At 44.5% G+C, this 20,105-nt stretch carries 23 protein-coding genes; 8 read left to right on the plus strand and 15 right to left on the minus strand.

Annotation, left to right across the window (positions count from 1 at the left end; translation table 11 throughout):
- Positions 1 to 2 precede the first annotated feature (2 nt).
- Positions 3 to 950, minus strand: a complete 948-nt coding sequence (locus QY97_RS03930) for a ring-cleaving dioxygenase (RefSeq protein ID WP_039230389.1) — start codon at positions 948 to 950, stop codon at positions 3 to 5.
- A gap of 195 nt (positions 951 to 1,145) precedes the next feature.
- Between QY97_RS03930 and QY97_RS03935 the strand changes: the two genes are divergently transcribed.
- Together QY97_RS03935 and trhO are read left to right on the plus strand one after the other, a co-directional pair.
- On the plus strand, positions 1,146 to 1,907 hold the full coding sequence (locus QY97_RS03935; protein ID WP_039230392.1) for a MerR family transcriptional regulator: 762 nt from the start codon (positions 1,146 to 1,148) through the stop codon (positions 1,905 to 1,907).
- 243 nt (positions 1,908 to 2,150) lie between these two features.
- Positions 2,151 to 3,110, plus strand: a complete 960-nt coding sequence (gene trhO, locus QY97_RS03940) for an oxygen-dependent tRNA uridine(34) hydroxylase TrhO (RefSeq protein ID WP_039230395.1) — start codon at positions 2,151 to 2,153, stop codon at positions 3,108 to 3,110.
- Between the two features lie 38 nt (positions 3,111 to 3,148).
- Here the strand turns inward: trhO and QY97_RS03945 are convergent, their stop codons facing one another.
- Positions 3,149 to 3,517 (minus strand): hypothetical protein, encoded by a 369-nt coding sequence (locus QY97_RS03945; protein WP_039230398.1) that lies wholly within the window; start codon positions 3,515 to 3,517, stop codon positions 3,149 to 3,151.
- A gap of 90 nt (positions 3,518 to 3,607) precedes the next feature.
- Here QY97_RS03945 and QY97_RS03950 point away from each other — a divergent pair, with 90 nt between their 5' ends.
- Positions 3,608 to 4,864, plus strand: a complete 1,257-nt coding sequence (locus QY97_RS03950) for an MFS transporter (RefSeq protein ID WP_083965773.1) — start codon at positions 3,608 to 3,610, stop codon at positions 4,862 to 4,864.
- Between the two features lie 46 nt (positions 4,865 to 4,910).
- On the opposite strand, the gene murB is transcribed toward QY97_RS03950, so the two are convergent.
- From murB to QY97_RS03965, 3 genes are all read right to left on the minus strand, one after another.
- Positions 4,911 to 5,822 (minus strand): UDP-N-acetylmuramate dehydrogenase, encoded by a 912-nt coding sequence (gene murB, locus QY97_RS03955; RefSeq protein WP_039230401.1) that lies wholly within the window; start codon positions 5,820 to 5,822, stop codon positions 4,911 to 4,913.
- Positions 5,823 to 6,140: 318 nt separating this feature from the next.
- Positions 6,141 to 6,491, minus strand: coding sequence for an MGMT family protein (locus tag QY97_RS03960; protein ID WP_046128447.1), 351 nt, complete (start codon positions 6,489 to 6,491; stop codon positions 6,141 to 6,143).
- A gap of 98 nt (positions 6,492 to 6,589) precedes the next feature.
- Positions 6,590 to 7,036 (minus strand): hypothetical protein, encoded by a 447-nt coding sequence (locus QY97_RS03965; RefSeq protein ID WP_039230403.1) that lies wholly within the window; start codon positions 7,034 to 7,036, stop codon positions 6,590 to 6,592.
- A 335-nt stretch (positions 7,037 to 7,371) separates the two neighbouring features.
- On the opposite strand from QY97_RS03965, the gene QY97_RS03970 reads away from it, so the two are divergent.
- A complete protein-coding gene (locus tag QY97_RS03970) occupies positions 7,372 to 8,061 on the plus strand; it encodes a type 1 glutamine amidotransferase domain-containing protein (RefSeq protein ID WP_039230406.1) in 690 nt (229 codons plus the stop codon).
- A 62-nt stretch (positions 8,062 to 8,123) separates the two neighbouring features.
- Here the strand turns inward: QY97_RS03970 and QY97_RS03975 are convergent, their stop codons facing one another.
- Both QY97_RS03975 and QY97_RS03980 read right to left on the minus strand, forming a co-directional pair.
- On the minus strand, positions 8,124 to 8,558 hold the full coding sequence (locus tag QY97_RS03975; protein ID WP_039230409.1) for a hypothetical protein: 435 nt from the start codon (positions 8,556 to 8,558) through the stop codon (positions 8,124 to 8,126).
- A 17-nt stretch (positions 8,559 to 8,575) separates the two neighbouring features.
- Positions 8,576 to 8,926 carry an ASCH domain-containing protein gene (locus QY97_RS03980; protein ID WP_039230413.1) on the minus strand — a complete coding sequence of 117 codons (351 nt, stop codon included), beginning with the start codon at positions 8,924 to 8,926 and terminating at the stop codon, positions 8,576 to 8,578.
- A 155-nt stretch (positions 8,927 to 9,081) separates the two neighbouring features.
- On the opposite strand from QY97_RS03980, the gene QY97_RS03985 reads away from it, so the two are divergent.
- The 3 genes from QY97_RS03985 (at position 9,082) to QY97_RS03995 (ending at position 11,649) form a co-directional block, all read left to right on the plus strand.
- A complete protein-coding gene (locus QY97_RS03985; protein ID WP_039230415.1) occupies positions 9,082 to 9,522 on the plus strand; it encodes a YtoQ family protein in 441 nt (146 codons plus the stop codon).
- A 53-nt stretch (positions 9,523 to 9,575) separates the two neighbouring features.
- Complete coding sequence (locus QY97_RS03990; RefSeq protein WP_039230418.1) at positions 9,576 to 10,349, plus strand: TatD family hydrolase; 774 nt, start codon at positions 9,576 to 9,578, stop codon at positions 10,347 to 10,349.
- Between the two features lie 139 nt (positions 10,350 to 10,488).
- Entirely contained in the window at positions 10,489 to 11,649 is a 1,161-nt protein-coding gene (locus tag QY97_RS03995; protein WP_039230421.1) for a tetracycline resistance MFS efflux pump, read from the plus strand.
- A 63-nt stretch (positions 11,650 to 11,712) separates the two neighbouring features.
- On the opposite strand, the gene thpD is transcribed toward QY97_RS03995, so the two are convergent.
- The 4 genes from thpD to ectA all read right to left on the minus strand — a co-directional run bounded on the left by thpD (position 11,713) and on the right by ectA (position 14,909).
- Positions 11,713 to 12,597: an ectoine hydroxylase gene (gene thpD / locus QY97_RS04000; protein ID WP_039230425.1), complete on the minus strand. Its 885-nt coding sequence runs from the start codon at positions 12,595 to 12,597 to the stop codon at positions 11,713 to 11,715.
- 24 nt (positions 12,598 to 12,621) lie between these two features.
- Positions 12,622 to 13,017, minus strand: a complete 396-nt coding sequence (locus tag QY97_RS04005) for an ectoine synthase (RefSeq protein WP_039230428.1) — start codon at positions 13,015 to 13,017, stop codon at positions 12,622 to 12,624.
- 23 nt (positions 13,018 to 13,040) lie between these two features.
- Positions 13,041 to 14,321, minus strand: coding sequence for a diaminobutyrate--2-oxoglutarate transaminase (ectB, locus tag QY97_RS04010; protein ID WP_039230431.1), 1,281 nt, complete (start codon positions 14,319 to 14,321; stop codon positions 13,041 to 13,043).
- A 69-nt stretch (positions 14,322 to 14,390) separates the two neighbouring features.
- Positions 14,391 to 14,909, minus strand: coding sequence for a diaminobutyrate acetyltransferase (gene ectA / locus QY97_RS04015; RefSeq protein WP_046128448.1), 519 nt, complete (start codon positions 14,907 to 14,909; stop codon positions 14,391 to 14,393).
- Positions 14,910 to 15,584: 675 nt separating this feature from the next.
- On the opposite strand from ectA, the gene brnQ reads away from it, so the two are divergent.
- Positions 15,585 to 16,907 carry a branched-chain amino acid transport system II carrier protein gene (gene brnQ, locus QY97_RS04020; protein WP_039230436.1) on the plus strand — a complete coding sequence of 441 codons (1,323 nt, stop codon included), beginning with the start codon at positions 15,585 to 15,587 and terminating at the stop codon, positions 16,905 to 16,907.
- A gap of 68 nt (positions 16,908 to 16,975) precedes the next feature.
- On the opposite strand, the gene QY97_RS04025 is transcribed toward brnQ, so the two are convergent.
- The 4 genes from QY97_RS04025 to QY97_RS04040 are packed head-to-tail and all read right to left on the minus strand — an operon-like array spanning position 16,976 to position 19,820.
- Positions 16,976 to 17,332, minus strand: a complete 357-nt coding sequence (locus QY97_RS04025; RefSeq protein ID WP_125444171.1) for a hypothetical protein — start codon at positions 17,330 to 17,332, stop codon at positions 16,976 to 16,978.
- A gap of 52 nt (positions 17,333 to 17,384) precedes the next feature.
- Complete coding sequence (gene erbB / locus QY97_RS04030) at positions 17,385 to 17,726, minus strand: SMR family multidrug efflux transporter EbrB (protein ID WP_039230521.1); 342 nt, start codon at positions 17,724 to 17,726, stop codon at positions 17,385 to 17,387.
- Positions 17,727 to 17,745: 19 nt separating this feature from the next.
- The gene (locus QY97_RS04035; protein WP_039230440.1) at positions 17,746 to 18,060 is read right to left on the minus strand and encodes a DMT family transporter; all 315 of its coding nucleotides are present in this window, start codon (positions 18,058 to 18,060) and stop codon (positions 17,746 to 17,748) included.
- A 29-nt stretch (positions 18,061 to 18,089) separates the two neighbouring features.
- Entirely contained in the window at positions 18,090 to 19,820 is a 1,731-nt protein-coding gene (locus QY97_RS04040) for an ABC transporter ATP-binding protein (protein WP_198402927.1), read from the minus strand.
- Positions 19,821 to 20,105: the final 285 nt, after the last annotated feature.

The following is a 20,105-nucleotide window of genomic DNA, read 5'->3' on the forward strand; positions in this document are numbered from 1 at the left end:
AATCACTCCTTTTTATCCGTTTCTCTCACTTCTATCGGCTGCAGCAGCTGTTCGATCTTCTCTCTTTGCGGTTCATACCATTCCGGAAGCTTAAGCTCGGCCCCAAGCGACTCCTTTCGTTCATCAATGAGAAAGCCCGGCTCATCTGTCGCTATTTCAAACAGAATATGCCCACGTTCTCTGAAGTAGATGGAATTAAAATACTGCCTAGGCTGAACAGGTGTTGCCCGATACCCGTTCTCTTCGAGGTACCCTCTCCATTCTAACTGGTCCTTATCATCATCTGCACGCCAGGCGATATGATGCACAGTGCCAACACCCATTCTTCCGCGGCCTGATGATGTTTTCTTTATGTCTACAGTATTGCCAATATCTCCGCGTGACCGAAAGCGAGTGTAGTCCACTTCTTCCGCGGCCTTTTCAAGCCCCATAACCTTCTCAAGCAAATGTGCCGTCTGTTCAGGTGCAGCTGAATAAAGCACGGCACCAGCAAATCCCTGGATCGCCATATCAGATGGTACTCCATTAAAGCTCCATGTATTGCTTAGCCGTTCAGCTCTTTCTACGAGTTCCAGCTTTAAGCCATGAGGATCTGCAAAGGAAAGAATCTCCTCTCCAAATCGATTGATCTTCTCGCAAGGAACATTATATGAAGACAGACGCTCAGCCCAAAAAGAAAGGGCACCTGTTGGCACGGCATAGGTCGTCACACCTACTTGTCCATCACCAATCACCCCTTGGTGAGCTCCATTCCACGGAAAGAAAGTAATAATCGTGCCTGGAGTTCCCTCTTCATCCCCGAAGTAGAAATGGTACGTACCCGGATCGTCAAAGTTAATCGTCCTTTTCACTAAACGCAGGCCGAGTACATTAGTATAAAAATCAACATTCTCCTGAGGATCGCCGACAATGGCTGTAATATGATGAATACCTAACGTTTGCTTATTCAAACTACACACTTCCTCCTATATGTCATCTTCTATACATTTATCCGATTATATAAAGTTCATCCTTTGTTGATTATCTTGAATTCAAGATAATTGTAAGTCATCCATAAATATTTGTCAAAGAAGGAGTTTTTTAAAACAACTGTTGACTCTTACGTTACGGCAGGCTTTATAGTAAGGCTACAAGGAGGAGGTAGCATGGCAATAAAGATTAAAGAAGCTGCTGAATTGGCTGGCATCAGCATCCGTACTTTGCATCACTATGATCATATCGGCTTGCTAAGTCCAACCCACTCAACCGAATCTGGCTATCGTCTCTATACAGACAAAGATATGGAGACCCTGCAGCAAATCCTGTTTTTCAAAGAGCTCGGCTTCTCCTTGAAACGCATCAAAGAGATTATCAACAGTCCATCCTTTGATCGCCGGGAAGCCCTTCAGCTTCACCGCAAGAGGCTGCTGGAGAAGCGGGACCAGCTCGATCAAATGATTGTGACCGTTGAAAAGACGATTCAACATATGGAAGGAGAGATTCACATGTCTAACAAAGAAAAATTTGAAGGCTTTCGCTTTGACGAGTTCAAAAAAGATCCTTATGAACAGGAAGCCAGGGAACGCTGGGGCGACCAGGCTGTTGATGAATCAAAGGCAAAGGTCTATAAAATGTCCCCTCAAGAACAACGGAACTTCACAGAGAACATGAATGAAATATATAGAGCACTGGCAGATTTGCGCCATACTTCCCCGGCCTCTGAAGAGTCCCAGAAAGCCATCGAAGAGTGGTACCGCTTCTTAAACAAAATGGGCAGCTATTCACTGGATGCCTTTAAAGGACTCGGACAGATGTATGTGCAAGATGAACGTTTTACGAAAAACATCGACCAGTTCGGAGAAGGCTTGGCACAATTTATGTGCGAAGCGATGGCCATTTATGCGGACAACAAGAAGAAAAGAAAATGAATGAAAGGAAAGGAGCCTGAATAGCCAGGCTCCTTTCTCATTAAGCAGCTAGTCACTCCTCGGTAAGAAACCCTTTGTTTTCTCTTGAGACCCTATATTTTCTCGCTAAAATGGTGCCTATGTGAAAATTTACATTTGCCATCGCACTATAAAAACGGTTAAAATAGAACCATATGTGTATTTTTACACTAGGCAAAATGCTTATTCCTCACCATAAAATTTACTATAAAGGCGGTAAGAACATTGATTACCACAAAACCATATAGAGTTTTACTATATTATAAATATGTCCCTATTGAGAACCCTGAGGAGCTGGCTCAAGAACATTTAGCATTCTGCAAAGAGCTTGAACTCAAGGGGCGGATTTTGATTGCACCGGAAGGCATCAACGGAACAGTATCCGGTACGGTAGAGCAAACCGAGAAGTACATGGATGAAATGAAGAAAGATCCGCGCTTCGCCGATATGGTCTATAAGATTGATGAAGCTGACGGTCATGCCTTCAAAAAAATGCACGTTCGTCCGAAGAAAGAACTTGTTACTCTTCGCCTAGAGGATGATATCAACCCGCTCGAGCTTACAGGTGAATATCTAGAGCCAAAAGAATTCTTCGAGCGTATGCAGCAGGAAGATACAATTGTCCTTGATGCGCGTAACGATTATGAATACGATCTTGGCCACTTCAGAGGAGCGATCCGGCCGGACATTAAGAACTTCAGAGAGCTGCCGGAATGGGTACGCGAGAACAAAGAAATACTAGAAGGAAAGAAAATCCTCACATACTGCACCGGCGGTATCCGCTGTGAGAAATTCTCTGGCTGGCTGAAGAAGGAAGGCTTTGAGGATGTCGCTCAGCTTCACGGCGGCATCGTGACCTACGGAAAGGACCCTGAAGTGCAAGGCGAACTTTGGGACGGCCAATGCTATGTATTCGATGAACGCATCGCCGTACCTGTTAACCAAAAAGAACATGTAGTGGTTGGACGCGATTACTTCACAGGTGAGCCTTGCGAACGCTACGTGAACTGTGCTAACCCAGAATGCAACAAAAAAATACTGCTGTCTGAAGAAAGCGAGCACAAACACCTGCGGAGCTGTTCTCATGAATGCCGCGTGCATCCTCGCAACCGATATGTAGCTGAGCATGGTTTAACAGAAGAAGAATGGCAAGAAAGAGTCCAACAGTTAAACGCGCAGCAATAAGTTAAAAGCCGTCCCCGTTAAATCAGGGACGGCTTTTATTATGTCCATCTATTTTGACGGATCTGTTTGATTAACAGTACAAGTGCAATAGAAAAAAGAAGAATGGTTAGAATAGCAGCAACCTTGGAGAGCGATGTGATAAAGGTAATAAGAGCAATCACCTGCAATGCAGCTATATTCCAGCCAATCCAAAAATGCCGCTGGTCCCTGCTGCGAATAATAAGCAGCGTATATAAGGTGATAAAGTTACTGACTAGAAACGTACCTGTAGCCATAGCATAATCAGCAGAAAGCAGGCCCTCTCCTTCCTCTATTCCATAAAGGAAAAAGACAGCAATTGGAACAGCGGCTAAATTCACAGCCATAAAAGCAATTCCCCAATAAAACCAATACCATTTTTTACTCATTATATAAACTCCTCTTTCACCATTTCCTCTTATCGTTACCCTTATTGTGAAGGATTTTCCAGACAGAGACAACCAATTAAATTAAGAAAGATGCCTGATAGAAAAAGCTTCTCCTTCAGCCTATTTCTTGACAAAGATTTAAATAAGAAGAAGAATAAAGAAAAAAGCAATTCAATAAGGACGGCTGAATCTATGCGTGTGTTTGTATATTTGATCGTGTTTTTCTCGTTTTTTGATTTATTTACCCAGCTGCCGATTATGAGTCCATTTGCCGAGTCACTCGGTGCAGCCCCGTTTTTAACAGGACTTGCTGTCGGTATGTACTCTTTTTCTAATACCATCGGTAACATCCTTTCAGGCTTTCTAACCGATAAGAAAGGCGCTTTTGGCGTGCTTGTGTCCGGCTTGCTGCTGACCGGGACCGCTCTGCTGCTTTACCACTTAGCATTTGATGCTTGGTCCCTTCTTGCCATTCGCTTCGTACACGGCTTACTTGCCGGGTTAATTGTACCAGCGGCCTTTACTTACCTGGCTAATGCTGCCGAAGATCAAAAGAAGGGAAAGGGTGCCGCTATTTCAGGGGCATTTGTTGGCCTAGCAGCGATCATCGGGCCGGCTTTCAGCGGCATTGTAGCCAGCAGGACGAGCGAAACGACGGTCTTAACCTCTACTGCGGTTGTGCTGCTGCTTCTAGGGATTCTCTCACTGCTATTTCTGCGCCCTGAAACAGAGGAAAGCTTTAATGAAAAAGAAGAGGTTCCTATCACTATCCGCTTCTTTTTCCAGCATGCAAGTGTCGTAAAGGCATTCATCGGCGCCTTTCTGCTGATGTTCTCACAAGGTGTACTAGCTTACATGCTGCCCTTGAAAGTGTTGAACCTTGGCTTTGATACACAGACAAGCGGCATGCTGCTAAGCATATTTGGAATCGTAGCTATTTTAGTATTCGTTTCTCCCATTAATAAAGTCTTTGATCACTTGAAGCCAAAATGGACACTTGCTTTTGGAATGACTGTCATGGGGGCCAGCCTTTTATTCATCAGTCTGTCAGAAGCTATTACGCTCCTTTACCTGTGTATGGGCTTATACGGAATTGGCTTTGCCTTTCTGTTTCCTTCTATTAATTCCTTGCTCGTGCATGCTGTTCCGCCCGCTCACCGCGGCAAAGCTTACGGCTATTTTTACGCCTTCTTCTCACTCGGTGTAGTGGCCGGCTCAGGAGTAACAGGCATGCTGGCTTTGACAGCTAATGAAGGCTTCGTTTTCACAGGCCTGGTTCTTATCACTGCCGCCGCCGGCAGCCTTTTGAAAGAGCCGCCTGTGATCAAATCACCGCCTCAATCATAAAGAAACAGACTTGATGCCCAAGTCTGTTTCTTTGTGTACACAGGCGTTATTCTTCTCCGACAATTTTTGCTTCCAGCTCAAGCTCTACACCAAAGGTTTCCTTTACCTTTTTACGGACCATTTCAATTGTAGCAATATAATCAGACGCCGTTGCATTATTTTTATTCACAATAAAACCTGCATGCTTTGTGGACACCTCTGCTCCGCCGACTCCTTTTCCCTGAAGGCCGCTGTCTTGGATCAGTTTACCCGCGAAGTATCCAGGCGGCCGCTTAAACACACTGCCGACAGACGGATATTCAAGCGGCTGCTTTGATTCACGCTGGAAAGTGAGATCATCCATTTTGGCTTTAATCTCCTCTTTCTCTCCTTCTGCGAGAGCAAATACCGCTTCGAGGACAATATAGCCTTTCTTACCGATTACACTTGTACGATAGCCCAGCTCAAGCTCTTCCTTTTTCAAAGTCAGAAGCTCTCCAGCTGGCGTTACCACTCTCACATAATCAATAACATCCTTCACTTCACCGCCGTAAGCCCCCGCATTCATCACCATTGCACCGCCAATAGACCCTGGAATGCCACAAGCGAATTCCAGCCCTGTCAAGCTATGTTCAAGTGCCTTCCGCGAAGCAGCCTTAATATCCGCGCCTCCTTGAGCAATTAATGTCTTTCCCTCCACACGTATATCAGCAAGGCGCTTAAATTGCAGCACAATCCCCCGGATGCCGCCATCCCGTACAATGATGTTCGATCCGTTTCCAAGAAGCATGAACGGCACGTTATGCTTCTCCTTTAATCGAATCACCTGCGCTACTGCTTCATAGGATTCAGGCAAAACTAAAAAATCAGCCTTGCCGCCAATTTTGACTAATGTATGGTATTTAAGCGGCTCATCGCGGAGGACATTCTGCTCTCCGCAAATACGGACTAACTCCTTGTAAATATCTTCATTTCGCATAATTAATCCCTCATTATATTCTAATTGATATGGAAAGGCCTGTAGAGAACCTCACTCTTTTCCCTTCTCATTCTAATCAAAAAACAAGCTTTTGGAAAGAGAGACAGGCATTGTTACTCTCTTTAACACCTTTTCACAACGAGCCGACCTCTTTATCTGCCTGCTTGCGAAAACAAGGCGAATACTGAAACAGCGGGATTAAAGAACTTGCCTCCTCTCTCCTCGGACAGCTTCAAGCTGTCTTGTCTGTAAAATGGATTGTATTCTTTTCGTTCACTCTCTATATTTATATGATTCACCGGTCCTTCATGTCTCTGATTATTTCAGATGCCCGCTTTCGCCTTGCTCAGAAGAACGCTGGAAATGCACTCGTCCTTCCTCTGTAAATAACACACCTTCTGCCTCAAGCAATGTTCTTTGAAGGTTCTTAGCTTCTTCTCCCGGTATCGTAATCTCTCCTTTAGCATTAACTACCCGGTGCCACGGCAGACTATATTTTTCACTCATAGAATGCAAAATGCGGACTACCTGCCGAGCAGCTCGAGGATTCCCCGCCATTCTTGCTACTTCTCCATAGGTAACTACATATCCTGGAGGAATATTTTTTAAAACTTGGATCACTTCAGCTGTAAATGGCTGAAGCTGCTCTCCATATGGATGGTTGCTCACTAGTTCAACTCCTCCTGACGTTCATTTCCTAAGAAATATTTTTACATACAGTCACTTTCTGTACCGTTTCACGTGAAACAAAGCAAACAAACTTGTTTTCATTTCTTTTTGAGGAAGCTGCTCTCTGCTGCATACGTTGTACTCCTGTATAATAAAGCTTCATTCCGTGCCAGCTCCTGCTGGTATTCTGCATATTCGGTTTCCAAAAGGGGCAAGCAGTCTGAGTGGGCGTCGGAAAACGGCACATCTTTTTTCATAAGAGAGAATGTACGGCCTTCCTTGCAGTGCGGACATATATCTAAGTGGATTGCCTCTCTGCTGCCTTTTTCGAAAAAGAGGTCATAGCGGGCGAGCTCTCTTTGATAAAGCCGGCTTAACCGCCCGCAGCCTTGACACTCATACAACTGATTGAGCCGTTCTAATTCTGCTTTTCTTTCATCCTTTTTATCCAGCTTTTTAATTATACGATCAATGAGAGAATACCCAAAGAATCCGGCAATAGGCAGACCTATCAAGCAAAGAAACAAGACAACCAGCTGACTCACTTTATCGCACTCCCTTACATTTAGCATAATAAAAGCAGCCTTCAGCCTACTGAGATCAGTATACCTTACATAACAAGGCACTTCATGTAAGAACTCCCTATGCTGTACAGCTCTCCTTACTATCTATCATAGCCTGCTCATAAACGGCCAAGCAAGCTTCCCTTCCCGCTCCCCTCGTATGAACAGATGTTAAAGGGTTATCCCTTTAGACGGATGGCTGCACTTTCTCTTTGGAACGTCAAGAATGTTTCACCTCATCACCTTGCTGGGTATTGCGAAAAAGGGTAGCTGTGTTATTTGGAAAAAATTTTTGAAGAACGAATGGAGGAATCAGCATGGCAAAACTCTTATTTGTTTTATCAAGCGGATATCAAGACGGAGATAACGAATATGAAACTGGCTGGTGGGGTGAGGAGTTATTTGCTCCACTGACAGCTGTAGAAGACGCCGGCCACGAGACAGATCTTGCTTCCCCATTAGGAGGAAAGCCTACAATCGATCAAGCCAGCCTCGCGCCAGAATATGACCCGAATGGCACTTATAAAGCGCTCTATGAGTCAGGGCGGGCAGATGATACAAAGAAACTCTCCGATGTGAACCCCGACAATTATAGCGCTGTCGTTATCGTTGGCGGGCACGGGGCAATGTATGACTTAGCCAGAGATGAAGATCTCCACGCTATTATTAATAAGATATACGACAATGGAGGAATTGTCGCAGCAGAATGTCATGGCCCCGCTCCCCTCATTTGGACCATGCGCCCGAATGGAAAGAGCATTATCGACGGTAAGAGAGTCACTGGCTACCCCGATGAAATTGAACCTGAAGGCCTGCCAGAGATTTTGCCATTCAGCCTTGAACAGGAGCTTAGAAAGATTGCTCAGTATGATCAGGGTGACCTGAATGAAAAAGCGCATGCAGTTTGGGCCGATCCTCAAATTGTCACAAGCCGGGATCCCTTCTCATCTGAGCTAATGGGAGAAGAGCTCGTAAAAGCGCTTGACAACCAGAAGAGCCGCTCATAACCACTAACAGCCCGGGCATAGAGCATGCGCCGGGCTGTTAACTCGATCTCGTACTTTTCCTCTTACCATAAAGCAGGCTTAGCGACCATAAGCCATAGCATGACCATCAATAATAACATATACATCCATACCGAACGATGCAGCTTGCTGACAAGAGCCAGCTTATCCGCTCCAGGCTCTCGGAACTTCTTCAGCGTCGGTGAAAAAGCACGCGCTAGAAAGATAATGGAGCTAAACATGATAACAATGGTCATGAGTACCCAAGAAGTGGTCCATGGCCACGGCCCGCTTATGACCAGTACCGCACCAGAAAGGACAAGTGCATGTCCGGCATGCTTCACAAGCCGAACAGCCACTTGGAAGACCTTTATATATGTTTCCTGTACCTGGCCCTCTGCTGTCTGCAGTTTTTTCACTAAAGCAAGCAGCACAAAAAATGGCCCGATAGAAGCTACTGCACTCACTACATGTATATATATAACAAGTTGATATATCATGGTTGCAGCTTACAAGTTTACTGTTCTACAGGACGGAATTCATGAACCCACACTTTCATGGTCGGCACCCAAGGCATGCCAGGATGCATGGATAAGATAGAGTCCTTGTATGCCTCTAAGCTTTCATAACCCTCTTGCTGCGCATGCTCATCTGTCAGCTCTCCAAGAGATTGTTCATACACACGCTCCACGACAAAGTCACGGCCCTCGAGCGTCATCACTTCTCCTACGTCCGCATACCGGCCATTACGGCGGGTAGCTGTTTTTTGACCATTCAGCACTTTCTCTACATCTTCTTTTACAGTAACCAGTCGCTCAATTGTGCATGTCTTCGGTGGCAAATTTGAATTCTCATGTTGATTCGTCATCTTAATCCCTCTCCTTCTTTCTTTACGTCTTTTCTATTATACTTCATTCATCCTATACTTCCAAAGCCTGGGGTAAGCTTCTCTTAAAGTGTTCGTTTTTGGAAGGGGAACGAAAAATGGTATAATGGAAGAAATTTGATTAAGGGGGATGAATGATGAGGTTAACTGTCTACTTAGCTGGAGAAATACATAGTTCATGGCGAGAAGAGATCAAACAAAAAGCAGAAGCTCTAAAGCTTCCGATTGATTTCGTCGGACCGATGGAAGACCATGACCGCTCTGATCTTATTGGTGAAGAGATTTTAGGTAAGCAGCCAAATGCTGTTTTCCGGGATGCTGCCGCTTCCAGCTTCAATAACTTGCGCACAGAAGTATTAATGAACAAAGCAGATGTAGTCATTGCATTATTTGGCGAAAAGTATAAGCAATGGAACACAGCAATGGATGCCAGTGCTGCTGTCTCTCTCGGCAAGCCGCTTATCCTTATCCGTCCAGAAGAGCTTCATCATCCATTGAAGGAGCTCTCAAGAAAAGCAAATGCTACAGTAGAAACAGTCGATCAGGCAATGAAGGCACTTGCGTATATATTTGAATAATCAACATAAGTGGTCCCGGGATCGGGCCACTTCTTCTTTTAACGGAGGTTTACATGTACGGCCCATTAATTGATGCTCATATTCATTTTGACCAATATTCATTACCAGCACAGGCCCGTATTCTCGAGGAGTTAAAAAGGTTTAACATCGATGCATTGATTTCTGTATCCACGAACCTGTCCTCCTCTAAGAAAACTTTAGATCTTGCTTCTCAAAGTCCGCATATTTACGCAGCAGCCGGCTTTCATCCCGAACAGGCCCTGCCGAAAGAGCAAGAACTTTCCGAGCTTCAGCAACTGATTTTTGAGCACCAGGAAGACCTCGCAGCTATAGGTGAGGTAGGCCTGCCTTATTATTTAAGGAAGGAAAACCGAGACATCCCCTTAGAACCATATATAGAAGTGCTAGAGTCATTCATCCGGCAGGCGGCAGCTTTGCGTAAGCCGCTTGCTCTTCACGCAGTCTACGAGGATGCTGCTATCGTTTGTGAACTGTTAGAAAAGCATTCGATCACGAAAGCACACTTCCATTGGTTCAAAGGTTCTAAGGCTATCATCGACCGCTTAAAACATAACGGTTACTTTATATCCGTTACGCCGGACCTCTTATACAAAGAAAGAACCGAACAGCTTGTTCAGATGTACCCGCTCACACATATAATGGTAGAAACCGATGGACCTTGGCCATTTGAAGGGCCGTTTCAGCGGAACATGACTCATCCAAAAATGATTCATGAAACGATCAGGAAACTAGCTGCCATTAAAAAGATGAGAATTGAAGAGGTCTACAGCCAGCTATATGAAAATACAAAGCGTTTTTACCTCTAACCCCCAAGCCAAAAAGTGTTACCTATCATTATTGGGAAATCTGGTCTGTATATTGCCCTCTAACTACAGAACAGTACTCATTGATTACAGCCATTCGAGCTGTATAATGGAATCAATATTGAAATGGGAAGTGAATATTATGGCAGAAGCCAAAAAAGCATTACCTATCTTATTTATTGTTATGTTTCTTGTCATGATCGGCTTCGGCATTATTATTCCTGTTCTGCCGTTTTATGCGGAAGCACTTGGTGCCTCCCCTGCCGAGCTAGGCTGGCTAATGGCCGTTTATTCTTTAATGCAGCTATTATTCGCACCTATGTGGGGGCGGGTGTCTGACCGTGTTGGCCGCAAGCCGGTTATTATGATCGGGATTTTCGGTCTGGCTCTTTCTTTTTTCTTAATGGGTATCTCTTCCTCATTATGGATGCTGTTTGTGGCGCGAATCGTTGGCGGTTTTTTATCAGCCGCTAATATGCCGACAGTGATGGCCTACGCTGCTGATATTACATCAGAAGAAGACCGCGGGAAAGGAATGGGGGTTGTGGGCGCAGCCACCGGACTGGGATTTATCTTTGGCCCGGCCGTTGGAGGTGTATTCTCCAATATTAGCCTGAACATGCCCTTCTATGTAGCCGGCACTTCCTCAGTGCTGACGTTTTTCCTTGTCTTCCTATTCTTAAAGGAGTCACTTGCTGCTGAAGCAAGAGGACGACATCAAGCAGAGAACCCACCGCTTCGTCGACTATTAAGCGGGCCCCTGTCCATTTTATTTTTTCTGCAGCTGTTCATTTCTCTTTCATTGGCAGGCTTAGAAGCAACATTTGCTTATTATGCAGCAGAAAAGGCCGGATTGGGTGCTATTCAACTCGGCTATATTTTCATGATTATGGGGCTTGCTAGTGCCATCGTACAAGGAGGGCTGGTTGGGCGGCTGACGAAGAAACACGGAGAAGGCACCGTCATTCAAACCGGTATTATCATTTCTGCTCTTGGTTTCGCTTTAATTTTACTCGTGGACAGCTTCCTGACGGCAGCTATTTTCCTGACCGTCTTCGGTGTCGGAAACGGCGTTATTCGCCCTAGTGTTTCTGCCTTGCTGACAAGGCAATCTGCTGAAGGACATGGCAGCACGACTGGATTGCTGTCCTCCTTTGATTCACTCGGCAGAATTATCGGCCCTCCACTGGGCGGCTGGCTGTTTGCCGTTATGATTGGCTTGCCTTATCTATCAGGCATTGTTCTCTCGATCTTTGCATTCATTCTCTACCGGTTCTACCGGGGACAGACAGTCAAAGCATAGTGAAAGAAGAGCGGCTGGTTAATCATTAGCGATTAACCAGCCGCTCTTTCTTTCATGATTATATTAAACTTTAGCGGGCTGTTTATCCCGTGCAGCAATATAAGAAGGCCTTGGCTCCTGGCCGGAGAAAGGATCAACTAGCTTATTCTCCACACTGTTAAATACGAAGAAGACGTTACTTCTTGGAGAAGGTGAAATATTACTGTTAGAACCATGCATAATGTTACAGTCAAACAGGATCACGGAACCGGCTGGTCCAGTCGGGGCAACAATGCCTCCTTCTTCTACAAGCTCCGTTAAGCTTTCACGATCCGGCACTCCGTATTCCTGCTTACGTAGAGAGGACTCATAGTGAGCTTCCGGCGTTTCCCCTACACAGGAAACAAAGCGCTTATGAGAGCCCGGCACAAGCATAAGCGGACCATTGTACGGTGTGTTTTCCGTTAATGTAATCGAGCAGCTGATAGCTCTCATGCGCGGCATGCCGTCTTCCACATGCCACGTCTCAAAGTCGGAATGCCAATAAAATTCCTTTCCAACAAAGCCTGACTTCAGGTTAATGCGGGATTGGTGAATATACACATCGCTGCCTAAAAGCTGCGCCAACCGATCCACTAGACGAGGATCTTCTGATAAAGATTGAAAGAAGTCATCATGCTTGTGAACTTCGAAGACAGAACGTACTTCTTGACTCTCTGGCTCACGGATTACTCTTTTACTGGTAGAATCCTGGCTTTCTGCTAATACACGATTAAGTTCTTTATTCATTCGAGCAACTTCTTCTTCATTGAAGAAGCCCTCGAGAAATAAATAGCCGTTCTCCTCAAAGGATTGCAATTGTTCTGCTGAAAGCGGACCTGGATCCGATAATGATGAATACACGACCGGGTCTTTTCTTTCAATGATGTCAGGTTTATCACTGACCCTTGATGGATATAGATCTACCATTTGAATGACAGCTCCTCTCGTTAATTATACAGTTGTTTCTTCAGGACGCGGATAAGCCCCTTCTTCATCATGTGTTTCTCTTCCTGTGCAAGGAGGGTTGAACACACATACCATCCGCATATCTGTTTTTGCGCGAAGGCGGTGTTTTTCATGACCATTCAACGCATACATAGTGCCTGCTTGAATCTTATATGTTTTGTTATTCGTTAAGTCTTCAAGCTCACCTTCGCCCTCTACACAGTAAACAGCTTCCTGGTGATACTTATACCAGAATACTGACTCTGTGCCAGCACGGATGATTGTATCGTGAAGGGAGAAACCCATCCCGTCCTTTTTCAGAAGAAAGCGTCTGCTTTCCCAATTTTGGTCATCTACATGATCATTAGAGCCTTTTACTTCTTCTAGAGATTTGACGATCATCTTTATTCCCCCTGATAGTTTAATTATTTATTTAAACAAGCCTTTACACTATCTTCGATAATATCGAAGCCGCGTTGCAGGCTGTTTACATCAATCGTTAATGGCGGCATAATTTTGAATACTTCACTGTTTGGTCCTGATGTCTCCATAATTAAGCCCCGTTCAAATGCAGCGGCACAAATTTTGTCTGCAAGACCGTCTACATGGCAGGCCATTCCTCTCATAAGGCCTCTTCCGCGCGGCTCGCCTTTTAACTCTGGGTATTTCTCAGCTAAAATGGTTAAGAATTCTCCAACCATCTCGCCTTTCTTAATGATCTCATTTTTTAAATTGTCGTTTTCCCAGAAGGACAGCGCTTCTGTAGCAGTTACGAATGCCGGGTTATGGCCGCGGAATGTTCCGTTATGTTCACCAGGTGACCACTCATCATATTCCGGCTTAATCAGCGTTAATGCCATTGGCAAGCCGTAGCCGCTGATGGATTTAGATAAGCACACAATATCTGGTTTGATTCCTGCTGGTTCAAAGCTGAAGAATGGACCTGTACGTCCACAGCCTACCTGAACATCATCGATAATCAAGAGGATATCCCAGCGGCGGCATACATCCTCCACTCGCTTGATCCATTCATAATCTGCTGCGTTGATTCCACCTTCCCCTTGAACCGTTTCTAGAATGATAGCTGCCGGAAGAGATACCCCGCTGCCATTATCCTCGAGGAAACGCTCCAGGTATTCAACTGTATCTACTTCATCTCCCAGATACTTGTCAAACGGCATAGACACTCCATTATGTAGTGGAACACCTGCTCCGTGACGTTTAAATGAGTTGCCGGTAACGGAGAGAGCACCAAGCGTCATGCCGTGGAAGCCGTTTGTAAAGCTGATCACTAGGTCTCTTCCAGTAACCTTACGAGCCAGCTTCAGGGCACTTTCCACTGTATTCGTACCAGTCGGCCCAGGGAACATTACTTTATAATCAAGATCTCTTGGCTTCAAAATCATCTCATTAAATCTTATGAGGAAATCAGCTTTAGCCTTTGTTCCCATATCCAGGCTATGAGTGATGCCATCTTCGGCAATATACGAAATTAACTTTTCTTTCATAGCTGGGTGATTATGTCCGTAGTTCAATGCTCCAGCACCAGCAAAGAAATCAATATATTCTTTTCCCTCTTCATCCCATAACTTAGAGCCTTGTGATTTCACAAAAGTTACAGGAAAACTGCGAATATAACTGCGCACCTCTGATTCGAACTCTTCAAAAACTTTCATTGATGAAGCAACTTTTTTAGTAGCTTGCATTCATACACAACCTTTCAGAATTTTCAGTCTCACATAGTGACAAATGGGCAGAGTTGTCTGGTCAGGTAATTATCGTTCAAAAGGACCAATACGGTAGATTGGCTCGGCTTCATGTCCGACTCCGGGAAATAATTCTTCTGAGAAGCATTCTAATACTTCATACGGACAATTTAATCTTTTAGCCAAACCTTTAAATAAAGCCTGCGAGGCTACATTAGACGGTGATACGGTTGCTTCCAGGTAACGTACCCGTTCGCATGACTTCCGTTCCAGCAGCTCGTTAAGCATTTTCTTCCCTAATCCCATGCCCCTGCTGGATTCATCAACAGCAACTTGCCAAACAAACACAGTATCATTTGACTCGGGTGGACAGAAAGCGGACAAAAAGCCGATCAACTGACCATCCTTCTCTGCGATCACACATGTGTCCGCAAAAAATTCACAAAGCATTAAATAACTATAAGAAGAGTTTAAATCTAATGTGCGGGTATCTTTAATGAGCTTCCAAACGTTTGCTCCATCTTCTTTACGAGGTTTACGGAATTGAAGAGAAGTAATCTTGTCGGATTCGGATAATTGTGTACTCATTGCGATGGCGCCGTTCCCCCCTTTCGTCATTCGTATTTCGTTCACGCTATTTATGTTAACGAAGAAGAACAAGAGCGGCAAAAGGAAAATAACTTGATTAAACAGCTTGAGTTAAGTTGAGAAGGGATGAGGTGCAATAAGTGCAAGGCTTCTAACGAAATTCTCTTAAATCCTCCCAAAAGCTCCCAGATGCGTAACTCTTCTGATTTATCTGTCAATCATTTCACATTTTGTTCACAATTTGGACAAACTTTTAACTCCTCTCCTTAACATTTGTAATCAAGTGGAAATAAATCACTCGAAAGCAACGTTTATACCCCTCCCAGAGAAAAAACATGTTTATTCGTAAAAAAATTTTTACCACTATCTTTTTTGCTTATTCGCCTTTTGGTTAATAAAGGATCAGACAACTATGCAGAAAGAATAAACTCGAACTCGCAACTTCCACTTTAATTGCTATATGTAAGTCCTTCTTTCGGCCATTTGCTGTTTTCCTGTACTCTATCGCCCAGAACGGAAAGTTGGCATAAAAGTTGCATAGATTCCTAATAGATAGCTGTTTATTCATTTGTCATAATGAGAAAGCGCAAACAATCATTAAACTAGTTTTTAAATTCAAAAAGGTAAGGCGGTTTCCTTATAGACAAAAAGTAATAAAGAAAGGATGTAGATGAAATGAGTAAAACAATACAGCACAGCTTGATTTTAGGTTTTGCCTTATTTGCTCTTTATTTCGGTGCTGGCAACTTAATTTTTCCGCCTTCTATCGGAATCTCTTCCGGCACCGGTTGGATTCCTGCATTAACCGGCTTCGTCATCACCGATATTGCTCTCCTTCTGTTGGCCGTTATTGCTATCTTGAACGCAGGAGGCAGATTTGAAGAGCTCACTCGCCCTATCAGCCCGTGGTTTTACAAAGTATTTCACCTTTTATTAATGGTTGGAATCGGGGTGTTCGTTACAATCCCCCGCATGTCGGCGACTACTCATGAATTAGGCATTCAGCCCTTATTTCCAGGAGTCCCTTCTGCTGTAACAATTATTGCATTTTTTGCTGTTACTTTTTACTTTGCCCTAGACCAATCCAATGTGATTGATAGAATCGGAAAGATTCTTACTCCGCTCTTAATAGTTATTTTGTTGATCATTGTAGGAAAGGGCATCTTCTCTCCTATGGGAATACCTGTGGATACAGAAGTGTCAGCTGCATTCTCTACGGCATTCATTAGTGCTTATCAAACAGGAGATATTGTTACTGGCATCTTCTGTGCTCCTATCTTTTTGGCGGCTATTTTAAGCTATGGTTATAAAGGAAAATCAGCAAGAAAAATGGCCATTACTGGTACGCTCATTGCCGGAGCCGGCTTGCTGATTGTTTACGGAGGCCTTCTATACATCGGTGCAACAAGCAGCAGCATCTTTCCTCAAGGCCTTTCAAACACAGCTCTTGTATCCGCTTTAGTTGACCGCTTATTAGGCGGCACTGGCGCGATTGCCTTATCCATCGCCATTGCCTTGGCTTGTTTAACTTCCGCAATTGGTGTTGTAGCCGTTATTGCTGATTTCTTAAGAGGCTTGTTTAACGATAAGATCGACTATCGGGCGTGGTTAACTATCATCTGTTTAACAGGAATTGGCGTTGGCATGCTCGGTGTAGAAAGGATTGTTAACTACACCATGCCAATCTTCCAGGCTTTATACCCTGTAGCGATAGTTTTAGTTGTATTGGGAGTATTCCGCAAGTTCGTTCCAAGTCCCGGCTCCTATAGAGGGGCAATTCTTTTAACCTTTATCGTTAGCCTATCAGAAACACTCGTTTCTCTGGGTTTTAACCTTGGCTTTATAAGTGCCTTGCCTTTAAGTGCTAACGGCTTTGCTTGGCTTGTGCCCGCCATCATTGGCTTCATTGCCGGAACCATTCTTTACTGGGCTATGTATAAGAACACATCTCGAGAAATGACAAGCGCTATACAGAGCGATGTGGATAAACTGTCATAAGATTAAGTCTCTTGAATTCTATATTCACTAAAAAACCATCTTGCTTGAAGAAGCAGATGGTTTTTACTTTATTCAATGATCTCATTATAAATAAGCCCACCATCAAACTGAATCATTTTAAGCCGGCCCGTTTCTTTTACAAAAACACTTTTATAACGCCGGCCTTCTTCATTGCTCACTAGCATAGTCCGTTCATGTGTACGATCTCTTGTTACCCGAAAGGTATATTCACTAGGAGGAAGCTCTTTCATAATTGCTTCGTATTCGGGTACATCGGCGAAGTTATCTTCATTGCTTTGAAGGGGTGTCTCCGGTTGTATCTCCGCTTTTTCGTTCTTTTTTTCATCCCGTTCACTCATTTCTTCGTCACCGCAGCTGATAAGCCATACACTTATAGCAGCGATCGCTATGACCGCTCTCTTCATTCCATTTTTTCCTTTCCTCAGACAAATGCTGAGTAACCGATAAGGGTGCTTTTCACGAACCACCGCTGGCCTCTTTTTCCTGGGAAATATTCAATAGAACAATCCCTCCGATGACAAGACTCAATCCCATTATCTTCATCAAATCAGCATGTTCCTGAAAAATCATCATGCCTATCACCGCCGTGAGAGCGGTGCCGATGCCTGACCATGTCGCATACGCCATGGATAAAGGGATTGTTTTAAGAGCAAAGCTCATAAATAAAAACGCACTCAGAAAGCCGATACCAACGCCCATAGTCGGCCACAGGTTCGTAAACCCGTCTGAAAGCTTTAACATGGTCGTGCCAAACACCTCTGATAGAATCGCAAACGCCAAAAACAGCATCCCCTTTATCAAGCATTCTCCCTCCTTTCTATTCACTCAAATTAATCAGCACTAAGCCGATGATCAGCAGCGCAATTCCCAAAAGGCCCTTTCTATTTATCCTCTCCTTAAAGAAAACAACACCTGCCGCCACGGTGAGAATCGTACCCAGACCGCTCCAGGTAGCATATACAACACCTAACGGAAGCGCCCGGAGCACTAAGGACACGAGGTAAAAGGAAAGGCCATATCCTACCGCCACCCCAAGGACAGGCAGCAAACGAGTAAACCCATTTGATACCTTTAGCATGGTAGAGCCAAACACTTCTAATGTGATCGATACAAATAATAATAAGTAAGTCATTACATTTTTCCTCCCGGTGCTTTCCGATGCTAGGTCAACTGCTGCTCGGCAAATTGACGGTATAATTCATGGGACTGAATAAGCTCTTCATGTGTTCCGCTGCCAGTCAGCTCACCCTTTTCAATGAAGAAGATTCTGTCTGCCTCTACAATCGTTGATAGCCGGTGAGCAATGACAAAGGTTGTACGTCCTTCCATCAGCCTGGTTAAAGCCTGCTGCACGATCCCTTCGGATTGGCTGTCAAGGCTCGCGGTCGCTTCATCCATCATAAGAATTTCCGGGTCTCTCAAGAAGGCTCGAGCAATCGCAATGCGTTGTCTTTGGCCGCCCGAAAGCCTTACTCCCCGCTCACCGATCTCCGTCTTCAGCCCTTGTGGAAACTCCTTAATAAATTGATCAGCATACGCCATCTCCGCCACTTTCCAAAGCTGATCATCTGATATCGCTTCTGCATTTTCCAGTCCATAACAAAGGTTGTCGCGGATGGTTCCCGCCATCATCGGACTGTCTTGGGAGACGTAACCAATCTGGCTTCTCCATGATTCCATCGATAGATCTCTGATAGGAATATCTCCTATATATATTTCACCTTCTGTTGGTTCATAGAAGCGTTCCAGCAAACCAAACATAGTGGTCTTGCCCCCGCCGCTCGGACCAGCGAACGCTACCATCTCTCCAGGTCGGGCTTCAAGAGAGATATCCTTCAAGACCGGCTCCTCTTCATCATACGAAAAGGAAACATGTACAAAACGTACAGACTTATTCGCGATATCAAGCACTATCCCCTTCCTTGTTTCTTCGGGAGGCTGGTTTAAAATCTCAATAATACGCTCCGTAGCCCCTTTGGCTTTTTGCAGCTGGGTAAAGAACATAGCGAACGAGGTAATCGGCATAATAATTTGAAACAGATACAGCAGGAAAGCAACAAGAGCACCCGTTGTCATGGCACCGCTCGCCACTCTCATGCCTCCATAGGTAATAATCATGACTATAACCGCCATGACAATTAAATACATGAGCGGCGAAATTAACGCAAAGATACGCGCTTCTTTCAACCCGTACTGAAGCAGGCGCTCGATTCCGTTGAATCCTTGTTTTTCTTCCAGCTGCTCGGCATTTGACGCTTTCATTAAGCGGATTTCACTAAGTGTTTGCTGGACATCACCCGTAAAAGCGGCTGTTTCATCCTGTAAGCCTCTAGAGATTTTAGCCATACGCCGTCCGAGCGGGATCATGATCAGCATCGTTACTGGAACGGATAAAAGCATTACAAGCGTCATTCTCCAGTCCATCACCAGCAGAATAGCAACCGCTCCAACAATAGAAATAATACCCGTTACAAACTGAGGGAAGTAATTGGAGACTAGTTCCTTTACGACACTCGTATCATTCACGACACGGCTTACTGTTTGCCCGCTGGCTGTTTGGTCAAAGAATGGAACAGGCAGGCGAATCAGCTTCCTCCACATTTGCTCTCTTAAGCTGGCCACCATTTTTTGACCTACTGCGGAAAGCAGGTAGGTTGATAGGCCGCTGACAATCGCCTGAATAATAAAAGCAGCTCCAATAGCAGCTGCTAGCGAGAAGCTTAGCGAGGAGACTGAGAAGCCATCAACCAGCTGCTTCGTCAGCAATGGTACAATGAGTCCCGCAATGGTCGTCAGTATACTTGCTGCTAAGCCAATAATAAAGGCAGCTCTCGGAATATTAGTTGATAGAATAAGCGAAAAGAATGGCTTTAGTGGATGTTGTTTTTTCATCAAGCATGTCTCCTATCCTGAAACAGTATGGGAATCAAGCATGTTGCTTTTACTTTAGCGATTACACTACATTTTGTCGACTGTTTGCTTTCTTGCAACATACCAGTATTTCTTTTTAGCAGGACGAGCCGTATTTCTTTAGCACCTTGCTTATTTAATGAAACGTTCCTCTCTGCTGTCATGATCCCAATGGTAATTGTTTGATTTTAAAAAAATGAGATAGTAGTTTTATACATGCAAGCGAGAGGCTCATATAACGCATTCCCTTCTTGCCTGCTGCGTCTT

Source organism: Bacillus thermotolerans, from assembly GCF_000812025.2.
Classification (GTDB): Bacteria; Bacillota; Bacilli; order Bacillales; family Domibacillaceae; genus Quasibacillus; species Quasibacillus thermotolerans.